16 protein-coding genes are annotated in these 17,673 nt (G+C 69.4%); 4 read left to right on the forward strand and 12 right to left on the reverse strand.

Annotation, left to right across the window (positions count from 1 at the left end):
• Nucleotides 1-16: 16 nt before the first annotated feature.
• The 8 genes from P3H15_RS04170 to P3H15_RS04205 all read right to left on the reverse strand — a co-directional run bounded on the left by P3H15_RS04170 (nucleotide 17) and on the right by P3H15_RS04205 (nucleotide 9,729).
• The gene (locus P3H15_RS04170) at nucleotides 17-844 is read right to left on the reverse strand and encodes a sugar phosphate isomerase/epimerase (RefSeq protein ID WP_276136082.1); all 828 of its coding nucleotides are present in this window, start codon (nucleotides 842-844) and stop codon (nucleotides 17-19) included.
• On the reverse strand, nucleotides 841-2,565 hold the full coding sequence (locus P3H15_RS04175) for an FAD-dependent oxidoreductase (RefSeq protein ID WP_276136083.1): 1,725 nt from the start codon (nucleotides 2,563-2,565) through the stop codon (nucleotides 841-843). The genes P3H15_RS04170 and P3H15_RS04175 overlap by 4 nt, the downstream gene beginning before the upstream one ends.
• Complete coding sequence (locus tag P3H15_RS04180) at nucleotides 2,562-3,653, reverse strand: Gfo/Idh/MocA family protein (protein ID WP_276136084.1); 1,092 nt, start codon at nucleotides 3,651-3,653, stop codon at nucleotides 2,562-2,564. The genes P3H15_RS04175 and P3H15_RS04180 overlap by 4 nt, the downstream gene beginning before the upstream one ends.
• Nucleotides 3,653-4,450: an aldo/keto reductase gene (locus tag P3H15_RS04185; protein WP_276136085.1), complete on the reverse strand. Its 798-nt coding sequence runs from the start codon at nucleotides 4,448-4,450 to the stop codon at nucleotides 3,653-3,655. Before P3H15_RS04185 ends, P3H15_RS04180 begins: the two co-directional genes overlap by 1 nt.
• Nucleotides 4,447-6,396, reverse strand: coding sequence for an FAD-dependent oxidoreductase (locus P3H15_RS04190; protein ID WP_276136086.1), 1,950 nt, complete (start codon nucleotides 6,394-6,396; stop codon nucleotides 4,447-4,449). The genes P3H15_RS04185 and P3H15_RS04190 overlap by 4 nt, the downstream gene beginning before the upstream one ends.
• Nucleotides 6,393-7,295, reverse strand: a complete 903-nt coding sequence (locus P3H15_RS04195) for a shikimate dehydrogenase (protein WP_276136087.1) — start codon at nucleotides 7,293-7,295, stop codon at nucleotides 6,393-6,395. The genes P3H15_RS04190 and P3H15_RS04195 overlap by 4 nt, the downstream gene beginning before the upstream one ends.
• A 24-nt stretch (nucleotides 7,296-7,319) precedes the next feature.
• Nucleotides 7,320-8,684 carry an MFS transporter gene (locus tag P3H15_RS04200; RefSeq protein ID WP_072940297.1) on the reverse strand — a complete coding sequence of 455 codons (1,365 nt, stop codon included), beginning with the start codon at nucleotides 8,682-8,684 and terminating at the stop codon, nucleotides 7,320-7,322.
• A 151-nt stretch (nucleotides 8,685-8,835) separates the two neighbouring features.
• Complete coding sequence (locus tag P3H15_RS04205) at nucleotides 8,836-9,729, reverse strand: LysR family transcriptional regulator (protein ID WP_276136088.1); 894 nt, start codon at nucleotides 9,727-9,729, stop codon at nucleotides 8,836-8,838.
• Nucleotides 9,730-9,863: 134 nt separating this feature from the next.
• On the opposite strand from P3H15_RS04205, the gene P3H15_RS04210 reads away from it, so the two are divergent.
• Complete coding sequence (locus P3H15_RS04210) at nucleotides 9,864-10,556, forward strand: SDR family NAD(P)-dependent oxidoreductase (protein ID WP_276136089.1); 693 nt, start codon at nucleotides 9,864-9,866, stop codon at nucleotides 10,554-10,556.
• A 3-nt stretch (nucleotides 10,557-10,559) separates the two neighbouring features.
• On the opposite strand, the gene P3H15_RS04215 is transcribed toward P3H15_RS04210, so the two are convergent.
• From P3H15_RS04215 to P3H15_RS04230, 4 genes are all read right to left on the reverse strand, one after another.
• Nucleotides 10,560-11,273, reverse strand: coding sequence for a maleylpyruvate isomerase family mycothiol-dependent enzyme (locus P3H15_RS04215; RefSeq protein ID WP_276136090.1), 714 nt, complete (start codon nucleotides 11,271-11,273; stop codon nucleotides 10,560-10,562).
• Between the two features lie 5 nt (nucleotides 11,274-11,278).
• The gene (locus P3H15_RS04220; protein WP_276136091.1) at nucleotides 11,279-12,106 is read right to left on the reverse strand and encodes a fumarylacetoacetate hydrolase family protein; all 828 of its coding nucleotides are present in this window, start codon (nucleotides 12,104-12,106) and stop codon (nucleotides 11,279-11,281) included.
• Between the two features lie 6 nt (nucleotides 12,107-12,112).
• Complete coding sequence (locus tag P3H15_RS04225) at nucleotides 12,113-13,192, reverse strand: cupin domain-containing protein (RefSeq protein ID WP_276136092.1); 1,080 nt, start codon at nucleotides 13,190-13,192, stop codon at nucleotides 12,113-12,115.
• A gap of 64 nt (nucleotides 13,193-13,256) precedes the next feature.
• The gene (locus P3H15_RS04230; RefSeq protein WP_276136093.1) at nucleotides 13,257-14,063 is read right to left on the reverse strand and encodes an IclR family transcriptional regulator; all 807 of its coding nucleotides are present in this window, start codon (nucleotides 14,061-14,063) and stop codon (nucleotides 13,257-13,259) included.
• 48 nt (nucleotides 14,064-14,111) lie between these two features.
• On the opposite strand from P3H15_RS04230, the gene P3H15_RS04235 reads away from it, so the two are divergent.
• The 3 genes from P3H15_RS04235 to P3H15_RS04245 all read left to right on the forward strand — a co-directional run bounded on the left by P3H15_RS04235 (nucleotide 14,112) and on the right by P3H15_RS04245 (nucleotide 17,672).
• A complete protein-coding gene (locus P3H15_RS04235; RefSeq protein ID WP_276136094.1) occupies nucleotides 14,112-15,341 on the forward strand; it encodes an aromatic acid/H+ symport family MFS transporter in 1,230 nt (409 codons plus the stop codon).
• Between the two features lie 68 nt (nucleotides 15,342-15,409).
• Nucleotides 15,410-16,612 (forward strand): FAD-dependent monooxygenase, encoded by a 1,203-nt coding sequence (locus tag P3H15_RS04240; protein WP_276136095.1) that lies wholly within the window; start codon nucleotides 15,410-15,412, stop codon nucleotides 16,610-16,612.
• A 37-nt stretch (nucleotides 16,613-16,649) separates the two neighbouring features.
• Nucleotides 16,650-17,672, forward strand: a complete 1,023-nt coding sequence (locus P3H15_RS04245) for a magnesium transporter CorA family protein (RefSeq protein ID WP_276136096.1) — start codon at nucleotides 16,650-16,652, stop codon at nucleotides 17,670-17,672.
• Nucleotide 17,673: the final 1 nt, after the last annotated feature.

Below are 17,673 nucleotides of genomic sequence, written 5' to 3' on the forward strand. Positions count from 1 at the left end.
ACGGTAGCGCGGACGATCAGCGTCCGGTGGCCGCCGGACGCTGCGCGAGCACCTCCCGGGTGGCGGCGACCAGCCGCGCGAGCCACGCGTCCGTGCCGACGGCCCGCCGGAGCGGCTCGTTGGGGAGTTCGACGCTCACCGGCAGGCCTGCGGGCAACGCCGACCAGATGTCGGCGAGCGGGATGCCACCCGCCCCGGGCACGAGGCGCTCCTCGCGCGCCTGCCGGATCAGTTCGGCGTCGTCGGTGGGCGCCGGCACCGCGCCGTCGCACATCTGCGCGTAGTGCAGCCACTCCCGTGGGATCGCCGCGAGGTCGGCCGCAGTGGTGCTCGACCGTCCGACGTGCAGGGCGTCCACCAGAACGCTGCGGGCAAGCCCGTCGGCCTGCGACACGATCTCGACCGCGGCGGTCGCGTCGGGTACCGCCGTCCACGGCATGAACTCGAGGCTCGCGACGATGCCGTAGTTCGCGCACAGTGCCGCGAGCCGGGCGTACGAGTCGGTGAGCCGGGGGCGATCGCGGTCGTCGCCACCGACGAGCACGGCCCTGGCGCCCAGCCGCGCGCCCGCCTCGAGAAGCGGAACGTAGTCCTTCTCGTCGAAATCTGCTCCCAGCCGGATGATTTCGAGGTCGAACACCTCGATCGGCGAATCCTCGAGACGGCGCACCAGCGCGTCGAGTGCGGCCGGGTCGTCGTGCAGCGGGTAGGCGGTGGTGCCTGGTGCGGCGGGCAGCATCCGGATGCCGATGGTGTCGAAGCCGTGTTTCTCGGCGAGGTCCACCTGCTCGAGCGGCGCGGTGTCGAGCACCGTGAGCGCGGCAAGGCCGAGTGGGGCGGTCATCGCAGTTCTCCTGTCGTCGAGGCGAGGCGGCGACCGGTGAGGTAGCCGAAGGTCATGGCCGGGCCGAGGTTGATGCCGCCGGACGGGTAGTGCCCGCCCATGACGCTGGACTGGTCGACGCCGACGGCGAACAGTCCGCCGATCGGCTGGTCGTCGTCGTTCAGCACCCGGGACGTCGAATCGGTGACCAGGCCCGCGAATGTGCCGAAGCTGCCGGGGACCACCTTGACCGCGTAGAACGGGCCTTCTTCGAGTGGCGCGAGCGCCGGGTTGGGCCAGGGGTTGTCGGCGTCCCCGGACCCGACGGTGAACGGTGTGGTGCCACGACCGAATTCGGGGTCGACGCCGTCGCGGGCGCCCTCGTTGAACGCCGCGACCGTCTTCTCCAGGCCGTCCGGGTCGACACCGATCTTCTCGGCCAGTTCGCGGATCGTGCGGCCGCGGGTGAGGTAGCCCGACTTCAGGTATGGCCACGTGGGGATCGGCAGCGGCTTGGCCATGCCGAGCGGGAAGTACCGCAGGTACCGCTGGTCGGCGATCAGCCAGGAGCACACCTCCTCTCCGTCGGGCACCTGCTCGACCATCGCGAGCGTGTAGTCGTGGTAGCCGAGCCCCTCGTTGACGAAGCGTCGTCCGTCCGCGAGAACACCGATGGCGCCGGGCTTTCCGCGGTCGAGGATGTGCGGGAACACGCCCTCCTTGCCGTTGCGGTACCGGATGATCGACACCGGGCAGTACGCGACCGGGGAGGCGACCGAGTCGTCGAGTCGGCCGCCGACCGATTCGCCGAGGGTGATGCCGTCGCCGGTGGTCGTGGACGGGGTCAGCGTCCAGTGCTCGCGTCCGGTGGGGGTGCGGGGGAACAGTTCGCGGCGCCGGTCGAGGTCGTGGGAGAAGCCGCCGGTCGCGAGGACGACGCCGCGTCGTGCGTGCACGGTGTACGCGCCGTCCGGACCCGCCAGCCGGACACCGGTGACGCTGCCCGCGGAGTCGGTGGTCAGTGCGGTGGCCGCCGTGTTCACGCGGATCTCGACGCCGGCGTCGAGCGCCGACCGCAGCAGCCTGCCCACGAGCGCGGTGCCGTTGACCAGTTGCTGCCCGCGACGCTTGGTGGCGAGGTCGAACAGGTGGGTGGACACCCGTTTCGTGCAGTGGAGAAACGCCTTCGCCGACCGGGTCGAGTGCAGGAACGCCTGCAGGTCGGGGCCGGCCATGATGCCCATGCCGAGGAACGACGTCTCGTAGAGCTGACGCCGGAGCAGGGCCGCGACGTCGGGTCCGAGTTTCCGCAGGCTCACCGGTTTCGGCCCGACCGAGCGGTGGCCTGTTCCGGCATCCGGTGTGTCGCCGTGGATGTCGGCGATCTTCGCGCCCGGAACGAACTGCAGCGCCGTCTTCTTCTCGAAGAACTCCACCATCTCGGGCGCGCCGTCGAGCAGAGCGTCGACCTTGGCGGCGTCGAAGTTCTCGCCGAGCCGGTGTTCGAGATACGTGCGCGGCCCCGAGCGGTCCTCGTTCACGCCGTCCGCGTGCGCGAACAGATTCCGCGGCGTCCACATCCAGCCGCCCGACCACGCCGTCGCGCCGCCGCACGTGTCCGCCTTCTCGACGACGAGAACGGACGCTCCCCCGTCGGCGGCGGCGACGGCGGCGGACAGGCCGCCCGCGCCGGAGCCGAGGACGACGACGTCGTAGGCCGGGGTGGAAGGGTCGGGGGTCATGCGTTCTCCTTGGTGGTGACGGGGGCCGGGGCGGGCGTGAGGTCGACGACGCGGCCGGTGCGGGACGACTCGTAGACTGCGGCGACGATCGCGAGCGAGGCGCGGGCGTCGCGTCCGGTGACGGCAGGCGCCCGGCCGGTCAGGACGGCGTCCGCGAAATCCTGCACCTGGAGGGTGTGGAAATCGGCGAGTCCGGCGTTGACCTCGGTGACGTCGAGGTTGGCGCGGACGTCGGAGGTGAAGGGCGCCCGGAACTCGGTGCTGCCCGGCACGGTCCAGATCTCGTTGACCCCCTCCTGTCCTTCCGGGAACTCGAGGACGCTCGCGATCGCACCGGTCTGCCCGATCACGGTGACCCGGTTGCCGAGGTTGTGGTTGGCGCCGGTGGTCGCGGTGACGGTGGCGGTGCCGCCCGACGCGAACGACACGACCGCCGACGCGCTGTCCTCGGTCTCGATGTGCTCGCCGTGCGTGTGGGTGCGGATGAAGCCGCTCACCTGGACGGCCTCGCCCATGAACCACTGCAGCATGTCGATCTGGTGGACGGCCTGCGTCATGAGGACACCGCCGCCGTCGGTGTCCCACCGTCCGCGCCACGCGTCGGCGGAGTAGTACGACGACGGGCGGTGCAGGATCACCGACGCCTCACCGAGCACCGGGACGCCGATCCGGCCGTCGTCGATCGCATCCCGGATGCGGCGGGCGGCGGGCCAGAAGCGGCGCTGGAACAGCACCCCGAACGTGATGCCCGCGCGGTCGGCGGCCTCGATCATCCGGTCGGCGGCGGCGACGTCGACGGCGATCGGCTTTTCGCACAGCACGTGAATGCCCGCCTGCGCGGCCGCGACGACGACCTCCTCGTGAACGGGATGCGGGGTGCACACGGTGCAGGCGTCGAGACCGAGGTCGAGCAGTTCCCCGACCGACCCGACGGACGTCGTGATGCCGTGCGCCGCAGCGAATGTCCGGGCCCGTTCCAGGTCGGGGTCGCAGCACCCGACGACCTCGACGCCGGGCACCTGCTGCAAGGCCCGGGCGTGGTTGCCGGCGATCTTGCCGCAGCCGACGATGCCGATTCGTAGTGCCATCAGAAGTGCTCCTCGGTTTCGACGTCCCGGGCGGCGGACTCGCCGCGGTCGAGACGGTTCAGGGCGTCGACGTCCCCGGCGGTGAGCCGGACGTCGAGGGCGGCCAGGTTCTCGGCCTGACGGGCGGGATCGGCCGACCGGACGACCGGGACGACACCCTGCGCGCGATGCCAGGCCAGGACCACCTGCGCGGGCGAGTGGCCGAGGCGTTCGGCGATCGCGGTGACCGCGGGTGCGCCGAGCACGTCGCCGCGGCCGAGCGGACTCCACGACTGCGTGGCCACCCCGAGTTCGTCGTTCGCGCGGCGGACGGGCAGCCGGGCGAGCGAGGGGTCCATCTGAATCTGGTTGACGGCCGGCGCCTCTCCGGTCTCGGCGACGACGCGGCGCAGGTGCGTGCCCAGGAAGTTGGAGACGCCCACGTGCCGCACCAGCCCGGCATCCCGGCAGGCGAGCATCGCCTCGAACGCGGCGACGTACCTGTCGTGGCGTGGCAGCGGCCAGTGGATGAGGAACAGGTCGAGCCGATCGAGCCCGAGACTCTTCAGGCTGCGTTCGACGGCACCGCGGATGTCGCCCGACACGTGATCGCTCCCCCGCAGTTTGGTGGTGACGAACAGTTCGTCGCGGGGCAGACCGCACTGCGCGAGGGCGGCGCCGACGGCGTCCTCGTTCCCGTAGACGGCGGCCGTGTCGATCAGCCGATAGCCCGCCTCGATGCCGGACAGCACGGCCCGGGTGGCATCCGGACCGATCAGCGGCCAGGTCCCGAGACCGAGGGGCGGAATCGCCATCATGCGCTGATCACCTCGCGGGCGTCGGCGGCCGCCGTGATCTTCGCGGCAACGTCGGCCGCGGTCACCAGAGCGGCATGGATGGAGCCGCCGTCGCCGCTCGCGTCGCCGACCGGGTGGACGCCGAGTCGTGGTGCCAGTCCCCTCAGCGCGGTGAGCAGGTCGGCGCGGGGCTCGACGCCGTGCGAGATCAGCAGTTCACCGGGAGCGTCGACCACCCGCTCCTCGCCGCCCGTCGAGATCACCACCCGGTCCTCCTCGATCCGCGTCACGATCGACGACAGATGGGTGGTGAGGTTCTCGCTCGCCGCGAGCCGCGGCAGCAGCACGATCTTTCCGCGCCGGCCGACGTCGTGGGCGATCGTCTCCTGCGGGCCGATCATGACGACTTTCGTGCCGTGCTGGAGCAGGTCGTCGGCGACCGCGGCCGCTTCCCGGTCGGCGCCGAAGATCGTGATCGCCTCGGGGGCCGGGTCACCGGATGCCAGGTACTCCCGGACGTCACGGACCCTGCGGGTGCCGGCCCCGGGGAGGTCGACCGCGGGCCCGCGTCCGCCGGTCGCGAGCACGATGGCGTCGAAATCGAGCGCGGCCAGTGCGGCGGCGTCGACCCGCGTGCCGGTGTGGCAGGCGACGTCGAGGTCGGCGAGTTCGGCGAGGTACCAGTCGACGATCCGCGAATACTCGGGATACTCGTGGAGCCGGGACGCCAGCGCGAAATCCCCACCGAGGCTGTCACGTTCGTCGTAGAGGTCCACCCGGTGCCCGGCGACGGCGAGGTCGCGGGCGGCCGCCATGCCGGACGGTCCGGCCCCGACCACCGCGACGCGCACCGGCACGTCCGCCGGCGTCGACGGCTGCTCGAGTTCGCGGCCCACCCACGGGTTGACCGAGCACGGGACGGGTCCGGCGGCGAGGCTGTCGATGCAGTAGTTGCAGGCGATGCACGGCCGGTACCGGCCGCCGTTCAGCGCGCGGGACGGGAAGTCCGGGTCGGCGTGCAGGGTGCGGGCCATGCTGACGAAGTCGGCCTGCCCGGATTCGATGATCTGCGCGGCGATCTCTGGTGAGCTGATCCGGCCCGCGACGCCGACCGGGATGTCGAAGTCTCGCGTGTACTGCCGGGAGTAGGGGGCGAGGAGGCCGCGCGGCCACTCGCCGGGCTGGATGATCCACTGCCCCGATTCGTAGTTGCCCGCGGAGACGTCGAGGAAGTCGAGCCGGTCGGTGTCGATCGCGTCGATGCGGGCGCGCGTCGTCTCGGCGTCGAGTCCGCCGTCGATCGCCTCGAACGCCGAGAAGCGCAGTCCGAGAGCGATTCCCGGGGCCATGGTGCGGACGGCGTCGATGACGCGGTTGACGAACAGCGTCGGGTCGGCCCACTCGTCGTCGCGGCGGTTGTACGCCGGCGACAGGAATTGGTGGATGAGGTAGCCGTGACCGCCGTGCAACGAGATGACGTCGATTCCGGCCTGCTGACAGCGCGCGGCGGCCTCGCCGAAGCATTCGACGATGTGGTCGATGTCGTCGCCGTCGAGTTGCTCGGGCATCTCACCGCCGACCACCGCGCACGGGATCGGTGACGGTGCGACAGGGACGAATCCGCTAACGGCGCCCTGCGCGGTGCGGCCGCCGTGGTTGAGTTCGACACCCACCAGCGCGCCCTGCGCGTGGATCGCGTCGGCCAGCTTCGCGATGCCGGGGATGCGTTCGTCGACGTCGACGCCCATCTGCCGGATGCGGCCCTTGCCGTCGGCGCGCACGTAGCTGGCCTCGGTGAACACGAGAGCCGCGCCGCCCGCCGCACGGCGTTCGAGATACGCGATGTACTCGTCGGTCATCGTGCCGTCGACCTCGCAGTAGTTGCGTTCCATCGGGGCCGACACGAAGCGGTTGCGCAGTCGCACGTTGCCCAGGTCGAGGGGCGCGGCGAACGGGTGCGCGGTCATCGGGACTCCTCCAGGGCGATCGGGGCGGACTGCTCGGCGAGCAGGTCGCCGAGGTGGCGCCGCATGCGGTCGGGGTCGGGGGTGACCCCGGTGAGGAGGGCGAACGTGTCGGCCGCCTGCGCGACGAGCATCTGGCCGCCGTCGAGGACTGCGCAGCCGAGAGCGATTGCCGCCAGCACGAGTTCGGTGCGCAGCGGGCGGTAGACGATGTCGGCGACCCACAGCCCGGGATGGAGCGCGCCGGTGTCGAACGGCGTTCCCGGATACCCGACCATGCCGATCGGGGACGCGTTGACGACGCCGTCGCAGTGCGCCAGGTTCGCTTCGATCGCGTCGAGTCCGATGGCCGTGACCGTCGTCTGCGGGAACGCGGCCTCGAGGCGCGCGCAGACGTCCGCGGCACGGGACGGGTCGAGGTCGGCGATCCGCAGGTCCCGCACCCCGGCGGCGGCGAGCGCGTAGGCGACGGCCGAACCGGCACCGCCGGCGCCGGCGAGAACGACGCGTCCGAGCGCGGCGTCGGGCAGTCCGCGGCGCAGCGCGGCGAGGAACCCGCTGTGGTCGGTGTTGTGCCCGATCAGCCGGCCGTCGCGGACGACGACGGTGTTGACGGCACCAAGAAGACGCGCGTTGTCGGACAATTCGTCGAGGGATTCGGCGACCGCCTGCTTGCACGGGTGGGTGATGTTGAACCCGGTGCAGCCTGCCGCGACGGCACTTCGCAGCGTGCCACCGGACCCGTCGACGGGGATGCCCTGCGCGGCGATGTCGATCAGGTCGTAGCGGTAGTCGGTGAGGCCGAGGGCGGCGGCCTCGTGTTCGTGCAGCGCCGGGGACAGGGACGTGGCGATCCCTGCCCCGACGAGGCGGATCCGGTGCCGGGTGGATTCGGGGTACATGAAGATCTCCTGCAGAGGTGTCGGTCAGGCGTCGTTGCGGACGAGCGCCTGCTCCCGCGTGCCGGCCGTCGTCGCGTCGGGTTCGCCCAACTGCTCGGTGGGGGTGCGGTAGGTCTCGGGACCGGTGAGCGCGGCGGCCGAGGACAGCAGGGCGAAGCCCAGGCACATCCAGGCGACCGGGGTCCAGTTCGCGGTGTCGCCCGCCGACAGCCACTGCGCGATGGCCGGGGTGAAACCGGCGACCAGCAGGCCCAGCATGAGGCTCACGGCCATTCCGGTGTATCGGACCTTGGCGGGGAACTGCTCGGGGAAGTACGCGGGGTACACGCCGTTGGGCATCGCGTAGAACAGGCCGATCAGGACGATGCCGGCCGCGAACACCATGGGTGCACTGCCGGTTCCGATGGCGTGGAAGAACACGAACACCATGCCTGCGGCGCCGACGGCGCCCGTCACGAACACCGGCTTGCGGCCGATCCGGTCGGCGAGGATGCCGAACAGCGGCTGGGTGAGCACCGCGACGAAATTGGCGGTGGCGATGGCCCACAGCATGGTGGAGCGTTCGAGCCCGGCGACCTGCACGGCGTACGCCAGCGCGAAGACGTTGACGATCGTGTTGATCATCGCGAACGTCGCGCTGAGGCTGATGCGGATCACGGTGCGCCAGTGTGAGCGGAACATCTCGACGACGGGAATGCCTGCCGTGTCGTCCTGTTCCTTCAGTTCCTCGAAGACTTCCGGCTCGTCGAGCTTGCGACGCAGCCACACCGCGACGCCCGTCACGACGATGCTCAGCAGGAACGGCACCCGCCAGCCCCACGAGTAGAGCGCGTCGTCCGGCAGGGCCGCCACGGGAATGAACACCAGGCTCGAGATGACGATGCCGAACATGATGCCGCTCATGGTGAACGAGGTGAAGAATGCGCGGCGACCGTCGGGCGCGTGCTCGAGGGTCAACGCGGAAGATCCGGGAGATTCTCCGCCTGCGGACAGGCCCTGCAGCAACCGCAGGAGCACCAGGATGATGGGCGCGGCCATTCCGATCTGCTCGTACGTGGGAAGGCAGCCGACCACGACCGTCGCGATGCCCATGAGGAGCAGACAGGCCAGCAGGGAATTCTTGCGGCCGTATCGATCGCCGAGGTGCCCCCACAGCACGGCGCCGAGCGGACGCGCGATGTACGCGACGCCGAGCGTGCCGATCGACAGCAACGTCGCCGTCGCTCCTCCGCCCGGGAAGAAGATCTTCGGGAAGACGAGCGCTGCCGCGGACCCGTAGATGAAGAAGTCGTAGTACTCGAGCGTGCTGCCGAGGAATCCCGAGACGGCGGCCCGGCGGGCGTTCTCGTTCGGTTGTCCCCCGGTGTCGCGAGTAGACGTGCTTGCCATGGTGTTCCTTTCGTCCCAGGATCCGGTGTCGCCGCGAGGCGTCTTCGGAGGTGACTCACCTCACACGAAGTTCCGGACCGTGACGAGCGTGTCATGGCGGACTATGCGCAGTCCAGCGCAAAAAAAGTCTTAGATATAGATTGAAAACGTCCTAATCGGGAGTCGGCAGGATCTCCTCCGACACCGCGAGCGCCACCCGGAGCGCCTCGGAGACACGCCGGGGCGACCAGGCGAGGCCGTGGTTCATGTAGATGGGCTCGCCGGTGAGGGGAACGAACACCGTGCCCGGGGGCGTGATCGCGGCGATGCCCGACGTCATCAGCGCCACGCCGACACCCGTCGCCACCAGCATCAGGATCATGTACGGATCGGTGATCTCCTGGACAACGCGGGGACGGAACCCCGCATCGACGCAGGCGCGCATCGCCACCTCCTGCAACGCCGAACCGGCCGACAGCGGCGTCGTCACGAACCCGTCCTCGGCGAGGTCGCGCAGGTCGATCTCCCGCTCCGACGCGAGCGGGTGATCCGCCGGCAGCACGGCACCGAACGGCTCCCGGCGGATCAGCCGCGTCGACACCGAAGCCGTCTCGACGGGAAGTCCGACGAACGCGAGATCGAGTGCGCCACTGTCCAGTTGAGTGATGGCGTCGCGGGTCATGATTCGCCCGACGAGGGTGAGTTCGATGTCGGGGTAGCGCTGCCGGAGCGCGCGGGTGAGCGGCGGCAGGGACAGATGGTTGAGCACGCCGGTGAAACCGATCTTGATGCGGCCGTACACACCCCCGGCGGACGCGCGGGTGGCCTGACGCGCGATGTCGACGCTCTCGAGAATGCGGTAGGCGTGCGGCAGGAACGTGTGGCCCGCCGACGTGAGCGCGACGCTGCGGGTGCTCCGCTCGAACAGCGGCACGCCGATGTCCTTCTCGAGTTTGCGCACCGTCTGACTCAGCGGCGACTGCGCCATCTGGAGCCGTGCGGCGGCCCTGCCGAAATGCAGTTCTTCGGCGACGGCGACGAACGCTTGCAGCCAGCGAATCTCCATCGGATTCCCTTCGGCGAGTTTGACGAGTGTGGCTCAGCCCATATATTCCAATTCGTACACAGTGCGAAAAAGATCATTCCGATTTCGCACATAGAACAAGACTAGTGCGCACACAGTCGCGAGGAGAAACCACCATGGTCACGTATCCCGAGGGCGCGACCGCGCTCGTCACCGGCGGAGCGAGCGGAATCGGTGCGGCGTGCGCGAAACGCCTCGCCGACGCCGGGGTCCGCGTCGTCACCGCGGACGTCGCCGCCGGGGCCGACGAACGCCTCGACGTCACCGATGCCGATGCCGTCGAGAACCTCGCCGCACGCCTCGGCCGCGTCGACATCCTCGTCAACAGCGCCGGTGTCGTGGGGCCCTCGGCGCCACTGGTCGACGTCGAACTCGAGGACTGGCGCCGCACGTTCCGCATCAACGTCGAGGGGACGTTCCTCGTGTGCCGCGCGTTCGTGCCCGCCATGACCGGCGCCGGCTGGGGACGGATCGTGAACATGGCGAGCATCGCGGCCAAGGATGGCAATCCCGGGCAGAGCGCCTACTCGGCGTCCAAGGCAGCGGTGATCGCCTTGACGAAATCGCTCGGCAAGGAGGTCGCGAAGACCGGCGTCCTCGCCAATGTGGTCGCCCCGGCGGCGGTGGAGAGCCCGATGAACGCCGGCACCGACCCGGCGATCCTCGCACGCTCGCAGAGTCTCACCCCGATGGCCCGGATGGGACGACCCGAGGAGATCGCCGAACTCGTCGCATGGCTGTCGTCCGAGGCGCTCAGTTTCTCGACCGGTGCCGTCTACGACGCCAGCGGTGGCCGGGCGTCGTACTAGCGCTCACAACCAGTGCGGCGGCTCGGGGATGTCCGGGCCGAGTCCGACGGCGCCGCGTCCGGCGGCCCACCGCACCACTGTGGCGAGGGGCCCGGACACCTTGTCGGCGGCTGGCGAATCTGCCTGCACCGCAACCGGTTCACAGCCGTCGACCGTGAGCACGAGGCCCGCGCCGAGGCCCTTGCGACGCCACATGCCGGTGATGTCGGTGAGCAGCGACTCCAGGACGACGTCGGGGAAGTCGCCGAACCGGCCCCCGTTCCCCAGGTCGACGGCGTGGATCCACACCTCCCGGGTACGCATCCACGCCGTCTCCGACACCGGCACGGTACGGCCCTGCGCGGTCCGCACCTGCGCCTCCCACGCCGCCACCGGCAGGTGCCGCCACTTCTCGTCGAGGCGGGCGACGGTGTGGTCGAACAGGTTCCGCAACGCCGCCGCCGACAGGGTGGCGCCCTCGGCGATCTCCCGGCCCCGCTGCTCGGCCGACTCGTACATCGGGGATTCGATCCCGGTGACCGCCCAGTCCAGCAGCCGGCACAAGGCGGCCGCGTTGTAGCCGACGTGCGCCACCAGGTGCGCGCGCGACCACCCGGACAGCGCCGTCGGCTCGTGCAGTTGCTCGTCGGTCAGCTCGGCGAGACGCTGCGCGAAATACGCCGTGCCGCGGCGGGCGATCAGCAACCGCTCGGCCAGGGGAAGATCGTGGAAACTCACGACCCCTACTTGACGATCGTCTTGTTACGCACCGAACCGAGCCCGTCGATGGTGACCTCGACCGTCTGCCCGTCCTGAATGTAGAGACCGGGCTTGCGGGCGTGCCCGACACCACCCGGGGTTCCGGTGATCACCACGTCACCGGGCTGCAGCGTCACGATGTGCGAGATGTACTCCACCAGCTTGGCCGGGGTGAACACCAGATCGTCCGTCGTGGTGGTCTGCACCACCTGCCCGTCGAGCGTCGTGACGAGCGCGCCACCGAACGTGTAGGAGTCGGCGGTCGTCAGGAACGGCCCGAAACCGCTGGTCTTCTCGAACGTCTTGCCCTGATCCCACTGCAACGTCCGGTACTGGTAGTCGCGCATCGTGTAATCGTTCATCACCGAGTACCCGGCGATGTAGGACTCCGCGTCCGACTCCGACACCTGGTACGCCTGCCTGCCGACGACGAACGCCAATTCCCCCTCCCAGTCCAGCTGGGCGGCGGCGTAGGCGGGGACGATCACGTCGTCGTACGGCCCGGTCAGCGCCTCCCGGAACTTCGCGAACAGGGTTGGGAACTCGGGCAGGTCGCGGCCCATCTCCTTGATGTGGTTGGCGTAGTTCAACCCGACGCAGATGATCTTCCCCGGATTCGGCACCACCGGCGCGTAATCCGCGCCGTCGAGGCTCACGGCGTCACCGGATGCGTTCTCCGCGATCGACTTCCAGTCCGGGTCGGTCAACAGCACGGACAGATCCGGGTAGCCGTCGATGACGGTGGCGGTGGTGTCGTCATCGACGCGAACGGCGACGGTCGCACCGGCGCGGCGCAGGGTGGCAAGCTTCATGAGATTTCAGGCTCCTTCGGAAATGTACGTGCGATGAAAGTGCAGGCGCTCGACGATCGGGGCGTCGGAGAACGCGAACAGGTCGAACTCGGTGCCGGCCTCGATCGACCACTCCGTCCAGGACGGGACCACGATCATGTCGCCCTTGCCGACGGTGCGGGTCTGCCCGCCGAGGACGAACCGGCCCGACCCCTCGAACACCTGGTAGACGGTCGAGCCGACGTCCCGGCGCGGCCTGGTGCGGGCACCGGCCCGCAACCGGTGGAACTCGGCCCGAATCGTGGGCATCACGTCCCCTCCGGTGGTCGGGTTGGTGTAGCGGACCGCGGCATGACCGGGTTCGGTGGTCGCCGCGTACCCCTCGTCCTCCAGCGCCAACTGCTCACGCAGCGCCGCGTCGGTGTGCTCCCACCGGTACGCCGCGATCGGCGAGGACGTCTTCGCGTCCAACCCGACCAGCGGCCGCAGTCCCGGATGCGCCCACAACCGCTCCGACCGGGACACATCCGGGGTCGAATCGTCGGTGACGTTCTCGGAGCCGAACTCGAAGAACCCGGTGTCGGTGTAGTGCACGAACGGAATGTCGAGGCCGTCGATCCACGCCATCGGCTGGTCGGTCTCGTTGTGGTGGCCGTGGAAATGCCAGCCCGGGGTCAGCAGGAAATCGCCGCGGCGCATCGCCACCGGATCCCCGTTGACGACCGTCCACACCCCCTCGCCCTCGACGACGAACCGGAACGCGTTCTGCGCGTGCCGGTGCTCCGGCGCCACCTCCTTCGGCCCCAGATATTGGATCGCCGCCCACAACGTCGGCGTCACATACGGCACACCCCCCAGGCCCGGGTTGGCCAGCGCGATCGCCCGCCGCTCCCCGCCGCGACCGACCGGGACCAGATCCCCCGCCCGCTGCGCCAGCGGGTACAGCGTCGACCACTTCCACACGAACGGCACCGCCCGTGACGTCGGCGTCATCGGCATCAAATCGCCGAGCTGAGTCCACAACGGATTCAGGTGCTCGGCCTCGAAATCGGTGTACAGCTGCTTCAGCGCGGGGTCGTCGTCGACGTGCGGTTCGGTGGCGGTCATGGCATCGACGCTAGGAGTGCCCGCCGCCCCGTCGATACAAGATTCTTGTGTGCAGAATGATCGGTCAGGGTTCGAGGTCCGCGATGTCCACCTCGAGTTCGCGGATCGCGTTCTTGATCTGCGACACCAGCGGGCCCTGCGAGTGCTGACGGAAGCGGGTGATCGGCACGGCCACGGTCAGCGCTCCGACGGCGGTTCGGGCCCGGTTCCGGATGGCGACACCGAATGCGGCGACGCCTTCCTCGGTCTGCTGCACGTTGACGGCGAACCCGACGGCGCGGGCGGCGGACAGTTCCCGGTAGAACTGCTCGAACTCGTCGGCAGGCAGACGGCGGTCGCCCCACTCGCGTTCGTCGTCGGCCAGACCTTCCGGCCGCAGGTACAGCTGCGCGAGAGTGTCCCTCGGTAGCTCCGCCAGCAAAATGCGTCCTCCTGCAGTCAATTCCGCGTCGAGAACCTGCCCCTGACGGTCGCCGACCCGCAAGATTCCCGCCGACTCGGCGGACGACAGGAAGCGGGCCTGGGTGCCGACGCGGATCACGAGGTTGACGGTCTCGCCGCAGAGGATCGCGAGTGCCTCCATGTGGGGCCGGCAGAGGTCGTTGAACTCTCGTGTCCACCCTCGCTGTGCCGGGCCGGCCCCCATCGCCGCCCCGGGGTGGTACCGGCGTTTCTCGTCCTGAACGGCGAACCCCCGATACACCAGCATCGCCATCAGCCGATGCGCGGTCGACGGTGCGATGCCGAGTTCCTCGGCGGCGTCCTTGATCCGCAGCGCTCCGACGTCGCGCAGCATCTGCAGCAGGCGCAGCGCGTTGTCGACGGACTCCAACATGTACGCCGGCTTCTCGATGGTCTTCTTTTTCTGCACAGCAGAACTTTATTGCACGGGTGCTGTGCGCCGCATCACTCTCGATTCATGCCCCTCACCGCCACCACCGCGGCGCCGACGACGAACCGCGTCGGACTGGACCGCACCGCCACGATCGCCGTCGTCGTCTGCTGGCTCTTCGTGGTCTTCGACGGCTACGACCTCATCGTCTACGGCAACGTCATCCCGAGCCTCCAGAACGAATGGGGCATCAGCGCCGCGACCGCGGGCACGCTCGGCAGTCTCGCGTTCCTCGGAATGATGATCGGCGCCGTCCTCGCGGGCCGCCTCTCCGACATCGTGGGCCGCAAGCGGGCGGTGATCGGCTGCGCGATCGTGCTGTCCGTGTTCACCGCGCTGTGCGCGCTGGCGACCGGACCGGTCATGTTCGGCGCATTGCGTCTGATCGCAGGGCTCGGCCTGGGCGGCCTGGTTCCGACGTCCAATGCGCTTGCCGCGGAACTGGTCCCCGCAAGGTGGCGCGCCGCGGTGGCCACGATGATGATGTCCGGGGTTCCCATCGGCGGTTCGATCGCGGCACTGCTCGGCATCCCCGTCATCCCGAACTGGGGCTGGCAGCCGATGTTCGCGTTCGCGCTCGTCCCACTGATCCTGCTGGTGCCGATCGCGTGGCGGACGCTACCCAACCACACTGCGGCGGTGACGTCGACGGAGGTGCGGCCGGCCACGGGCTTCAGCGCACTGCTCGGTACCCGATTCCGTTCCGTCAGCATCATGTTCGCGCTCGCCACGATGGTCACCCTCCTCGCCTGGTACGGCCTCGGCACGTGGCTGCCGAAACTCATGCAGGGTGCCGGCACCGACCTCGGCAGCGCGCTCACGTTCGCCCTCGCACTCAACCTCGGCGCCGTCGTGGGCTCGTTCGTCACCGCGTGGGGCGGCGTCCGCTTCGGCACGATCCCCACCAGCATCGTCGCCGCCCTGCTCGCGGGCCTCGCGCTGCTGACATTGCTCACCTCCCCGCCGGTCGCGCTGGTCTACGTCATCTTCGTGCTCGCCGGCGTCGGGACCCACGGAACCCAGTGCCTCATCATCGCCGCGGTCGCATCCCACTACCCCGACTATCTGCGCGGCACCGCCCTCGGCTGGGCGCTCGGCGTCGGCCGTGTCGGGGCCGTCGCGGCACCACAGATCGGCGGCTTGCTGCTGGCCGCCGGGCTCGGCGCGGATTCCAACTTCATCCTCTTCGGCGTCAGCGCGCTCGTCGCCGCACTGCTGCTCACCGTGATCTGGCGCCGCTTCCCCTCCCCCACGTGAGTGCCGCCGTGTCCCCCGGCACGCTTTGCCACTCACCTGACCCGAACGCTCGAAACGAAGGAACTGTCATGTCGAACCTGCAGGACGCACGCATCATCATCGCCGGAGGCGGGATCGGCGGCGCGGCCAACGCCCTCGCCCTCGCCAGGAAGGGCGCGAACGTCACGCTGTTCGAACGGGCCAGCGAATTCGGCGAGGTCGGTGCCGGACTGCAGGTCGGACCGCACGGCGCCCGCATCCTCGACTCCTGGGGTGTGCTCGACGACGTTCTCTCCCGGGCTTTCCTGCCCAAGAACATCGTGTTCCGCGACGCCGTGACCGCCGAGGTGCTCACGAAGATCGACCTCGGCGCCGAGTTCCGGGCCCGCTACGGCGGGCCGTACTTCGTGACCCACCGCAGCGACCTGCACGCGACGCTCGTCGACGCCGCGCGGGCAGCGGGCGCCGAACTGCACACGGGCGTCACCGTCACCGACGTGGTCACCGACGGCGACCGGGTGCACGTGAGCACCGACGACGGCCGCACCCACGAGGCCGACATCGCCCTCGGCATGGACGGCCTCAAATCCCTTCTGCGGGCGAAGATCTCGGACGACGAACCGGTGTCGTCCGGCTACGCCGCCTACCGCGGCACCACACCGTACGACGAGGTCGACCTCGACGAGGACATCGAGGACGTGGTCGGGTACATCGGACCGGGATGCCACTTCATCCAGTACCCGCTGCGCGGCGGGCAGATGCTCAACCAGGTCGCGGTTTTCGAATCGCCCGGCTACAAGAACGGGGTCGAGAACTGGGGCGGCCCCGAGGAACTCGAGCAGGCCTACGCGCACTGCCACGAGAACGTCCGCCGCGGTATCGACTACCTGTGGAAGGACCGCTGGTGGCCGATGTACGACCGGGAGCCCATCGAGAACTGGGTGGACGGGCGGATGATCCTGCTCGGCGACGCCGCGCACCCCCCGCTGCAGTACCTGGCGTCGGGAGCGGTGATGGCGATCGAGGACGCGAAGTGCCTGGCCGACTACGCCGACGAGGACTTCTCCGCCGGCGGTGGCAACTCCGCGTGGCCGCAGATCCTGAAGGAGGTCAACACCGAACGCGCACCGCGCTGCAATCGCATCCTCACCACCGGACGCATGTGGGGCGAGTTGTGGCACCTCGACGGCACCGCCCGCATCGCACGCAACGAACTGTTCCGCACCCGGGACACGTCGAGCTACAAGTACACCGACTGGCTGTGGGGGTACTCCTCCGATCGCGCGTCATAACCGCCTCCCCGCCCGGAGTGTTCGGCAGACTGGGTGAGTGACCCTCAACCTGGTGCGAACCCGTGTGTGGCGTGATGGCGAGTGCGTGGGCAAGGACTTTCCGCTTGCCGACGTGTCCGAGAAGGTGCGGGACGAGAACGCGCTCGTGTGGGTCGATCTGTGCGACCCCGACCACGAGTGCCTGACCGAGTTGGCGAACGAATTGTCGCTCGATCCGAACGCCATCGAGGATGCCGTCGCCCGCGGTGAGCGACCGAAGGCGACGCGTTACGCCGGCCACGCATTCGTGACCGCGTACGCAACCTGGTTCGACGCCGACGACGTCAGCACGCTCGGCGTCCTCGCCTCACGGCTTCGGCTCAGCCGCGTCTCGGCGTTCGTGCTGTCGAACGGCATCATCACGGTGCGGCGGGACGACCGGTTCGACATGTCGCAGGTGGTGGAGCGCTGGGAGGAGGACCCCGCGCTGCTCACACCGCGTTCGGGCGCACTCGCGCTCCTGCACGGTCTGCTCGACGCCGTCGTGGACGGCCAGTTCGAGACGATCGAGACCATCGACGACGCGATCGAAGCGCTCGAGGAGGGACTGTTCGACGAGTCCGCGCGGACCAAGGAGATTCAGCAGCGCACGTACCGGCTGCGGAAGGAACTGGTGCAACTGCGTCGCGTCGTGCTGCCGATGCGGGAAGTGGTGGGCGCCGTCATCCGCGGGCGCGCCGAATCCGAACACGATCGGTCGCCGGTTCTCGACAGCCTGTACACCGATCTCTACGACCACGTGACGCGTGCCGCCGAGTGGACGGAGTCGTTGCGCGACATGGTGGTGACCGTGTTCGAGACGAATCTGTCGCTGCAGGACGCCCGGCTCAACACCGTCATGAAGAAGCTCACCGGCTGGGCGGCCATCATCGCGGTCCCCACCGCGGTGACGGGGTGGTTCGGTCAGAACGTCCTGTTCCCTGGGGTCGGGCAGGTGTCGGGGACGATCGTCAGCACCGTCGTGATCGTGACGTCCGCGAGCCTGCTGTATGTCTTGTTCCGACGGCGCGACTGGCTCTGAC

This window comes from Rhodococcus sp. T2V, from assembly GCF_029269925.1.
GTDB classification, from domain to species: Bacteria; Actinomycetota; Actinomycetes; order Mycobacteriales; family Mycobacteriaceae; genus Rhodococcus_F; species Rhodococcus_F koreensis.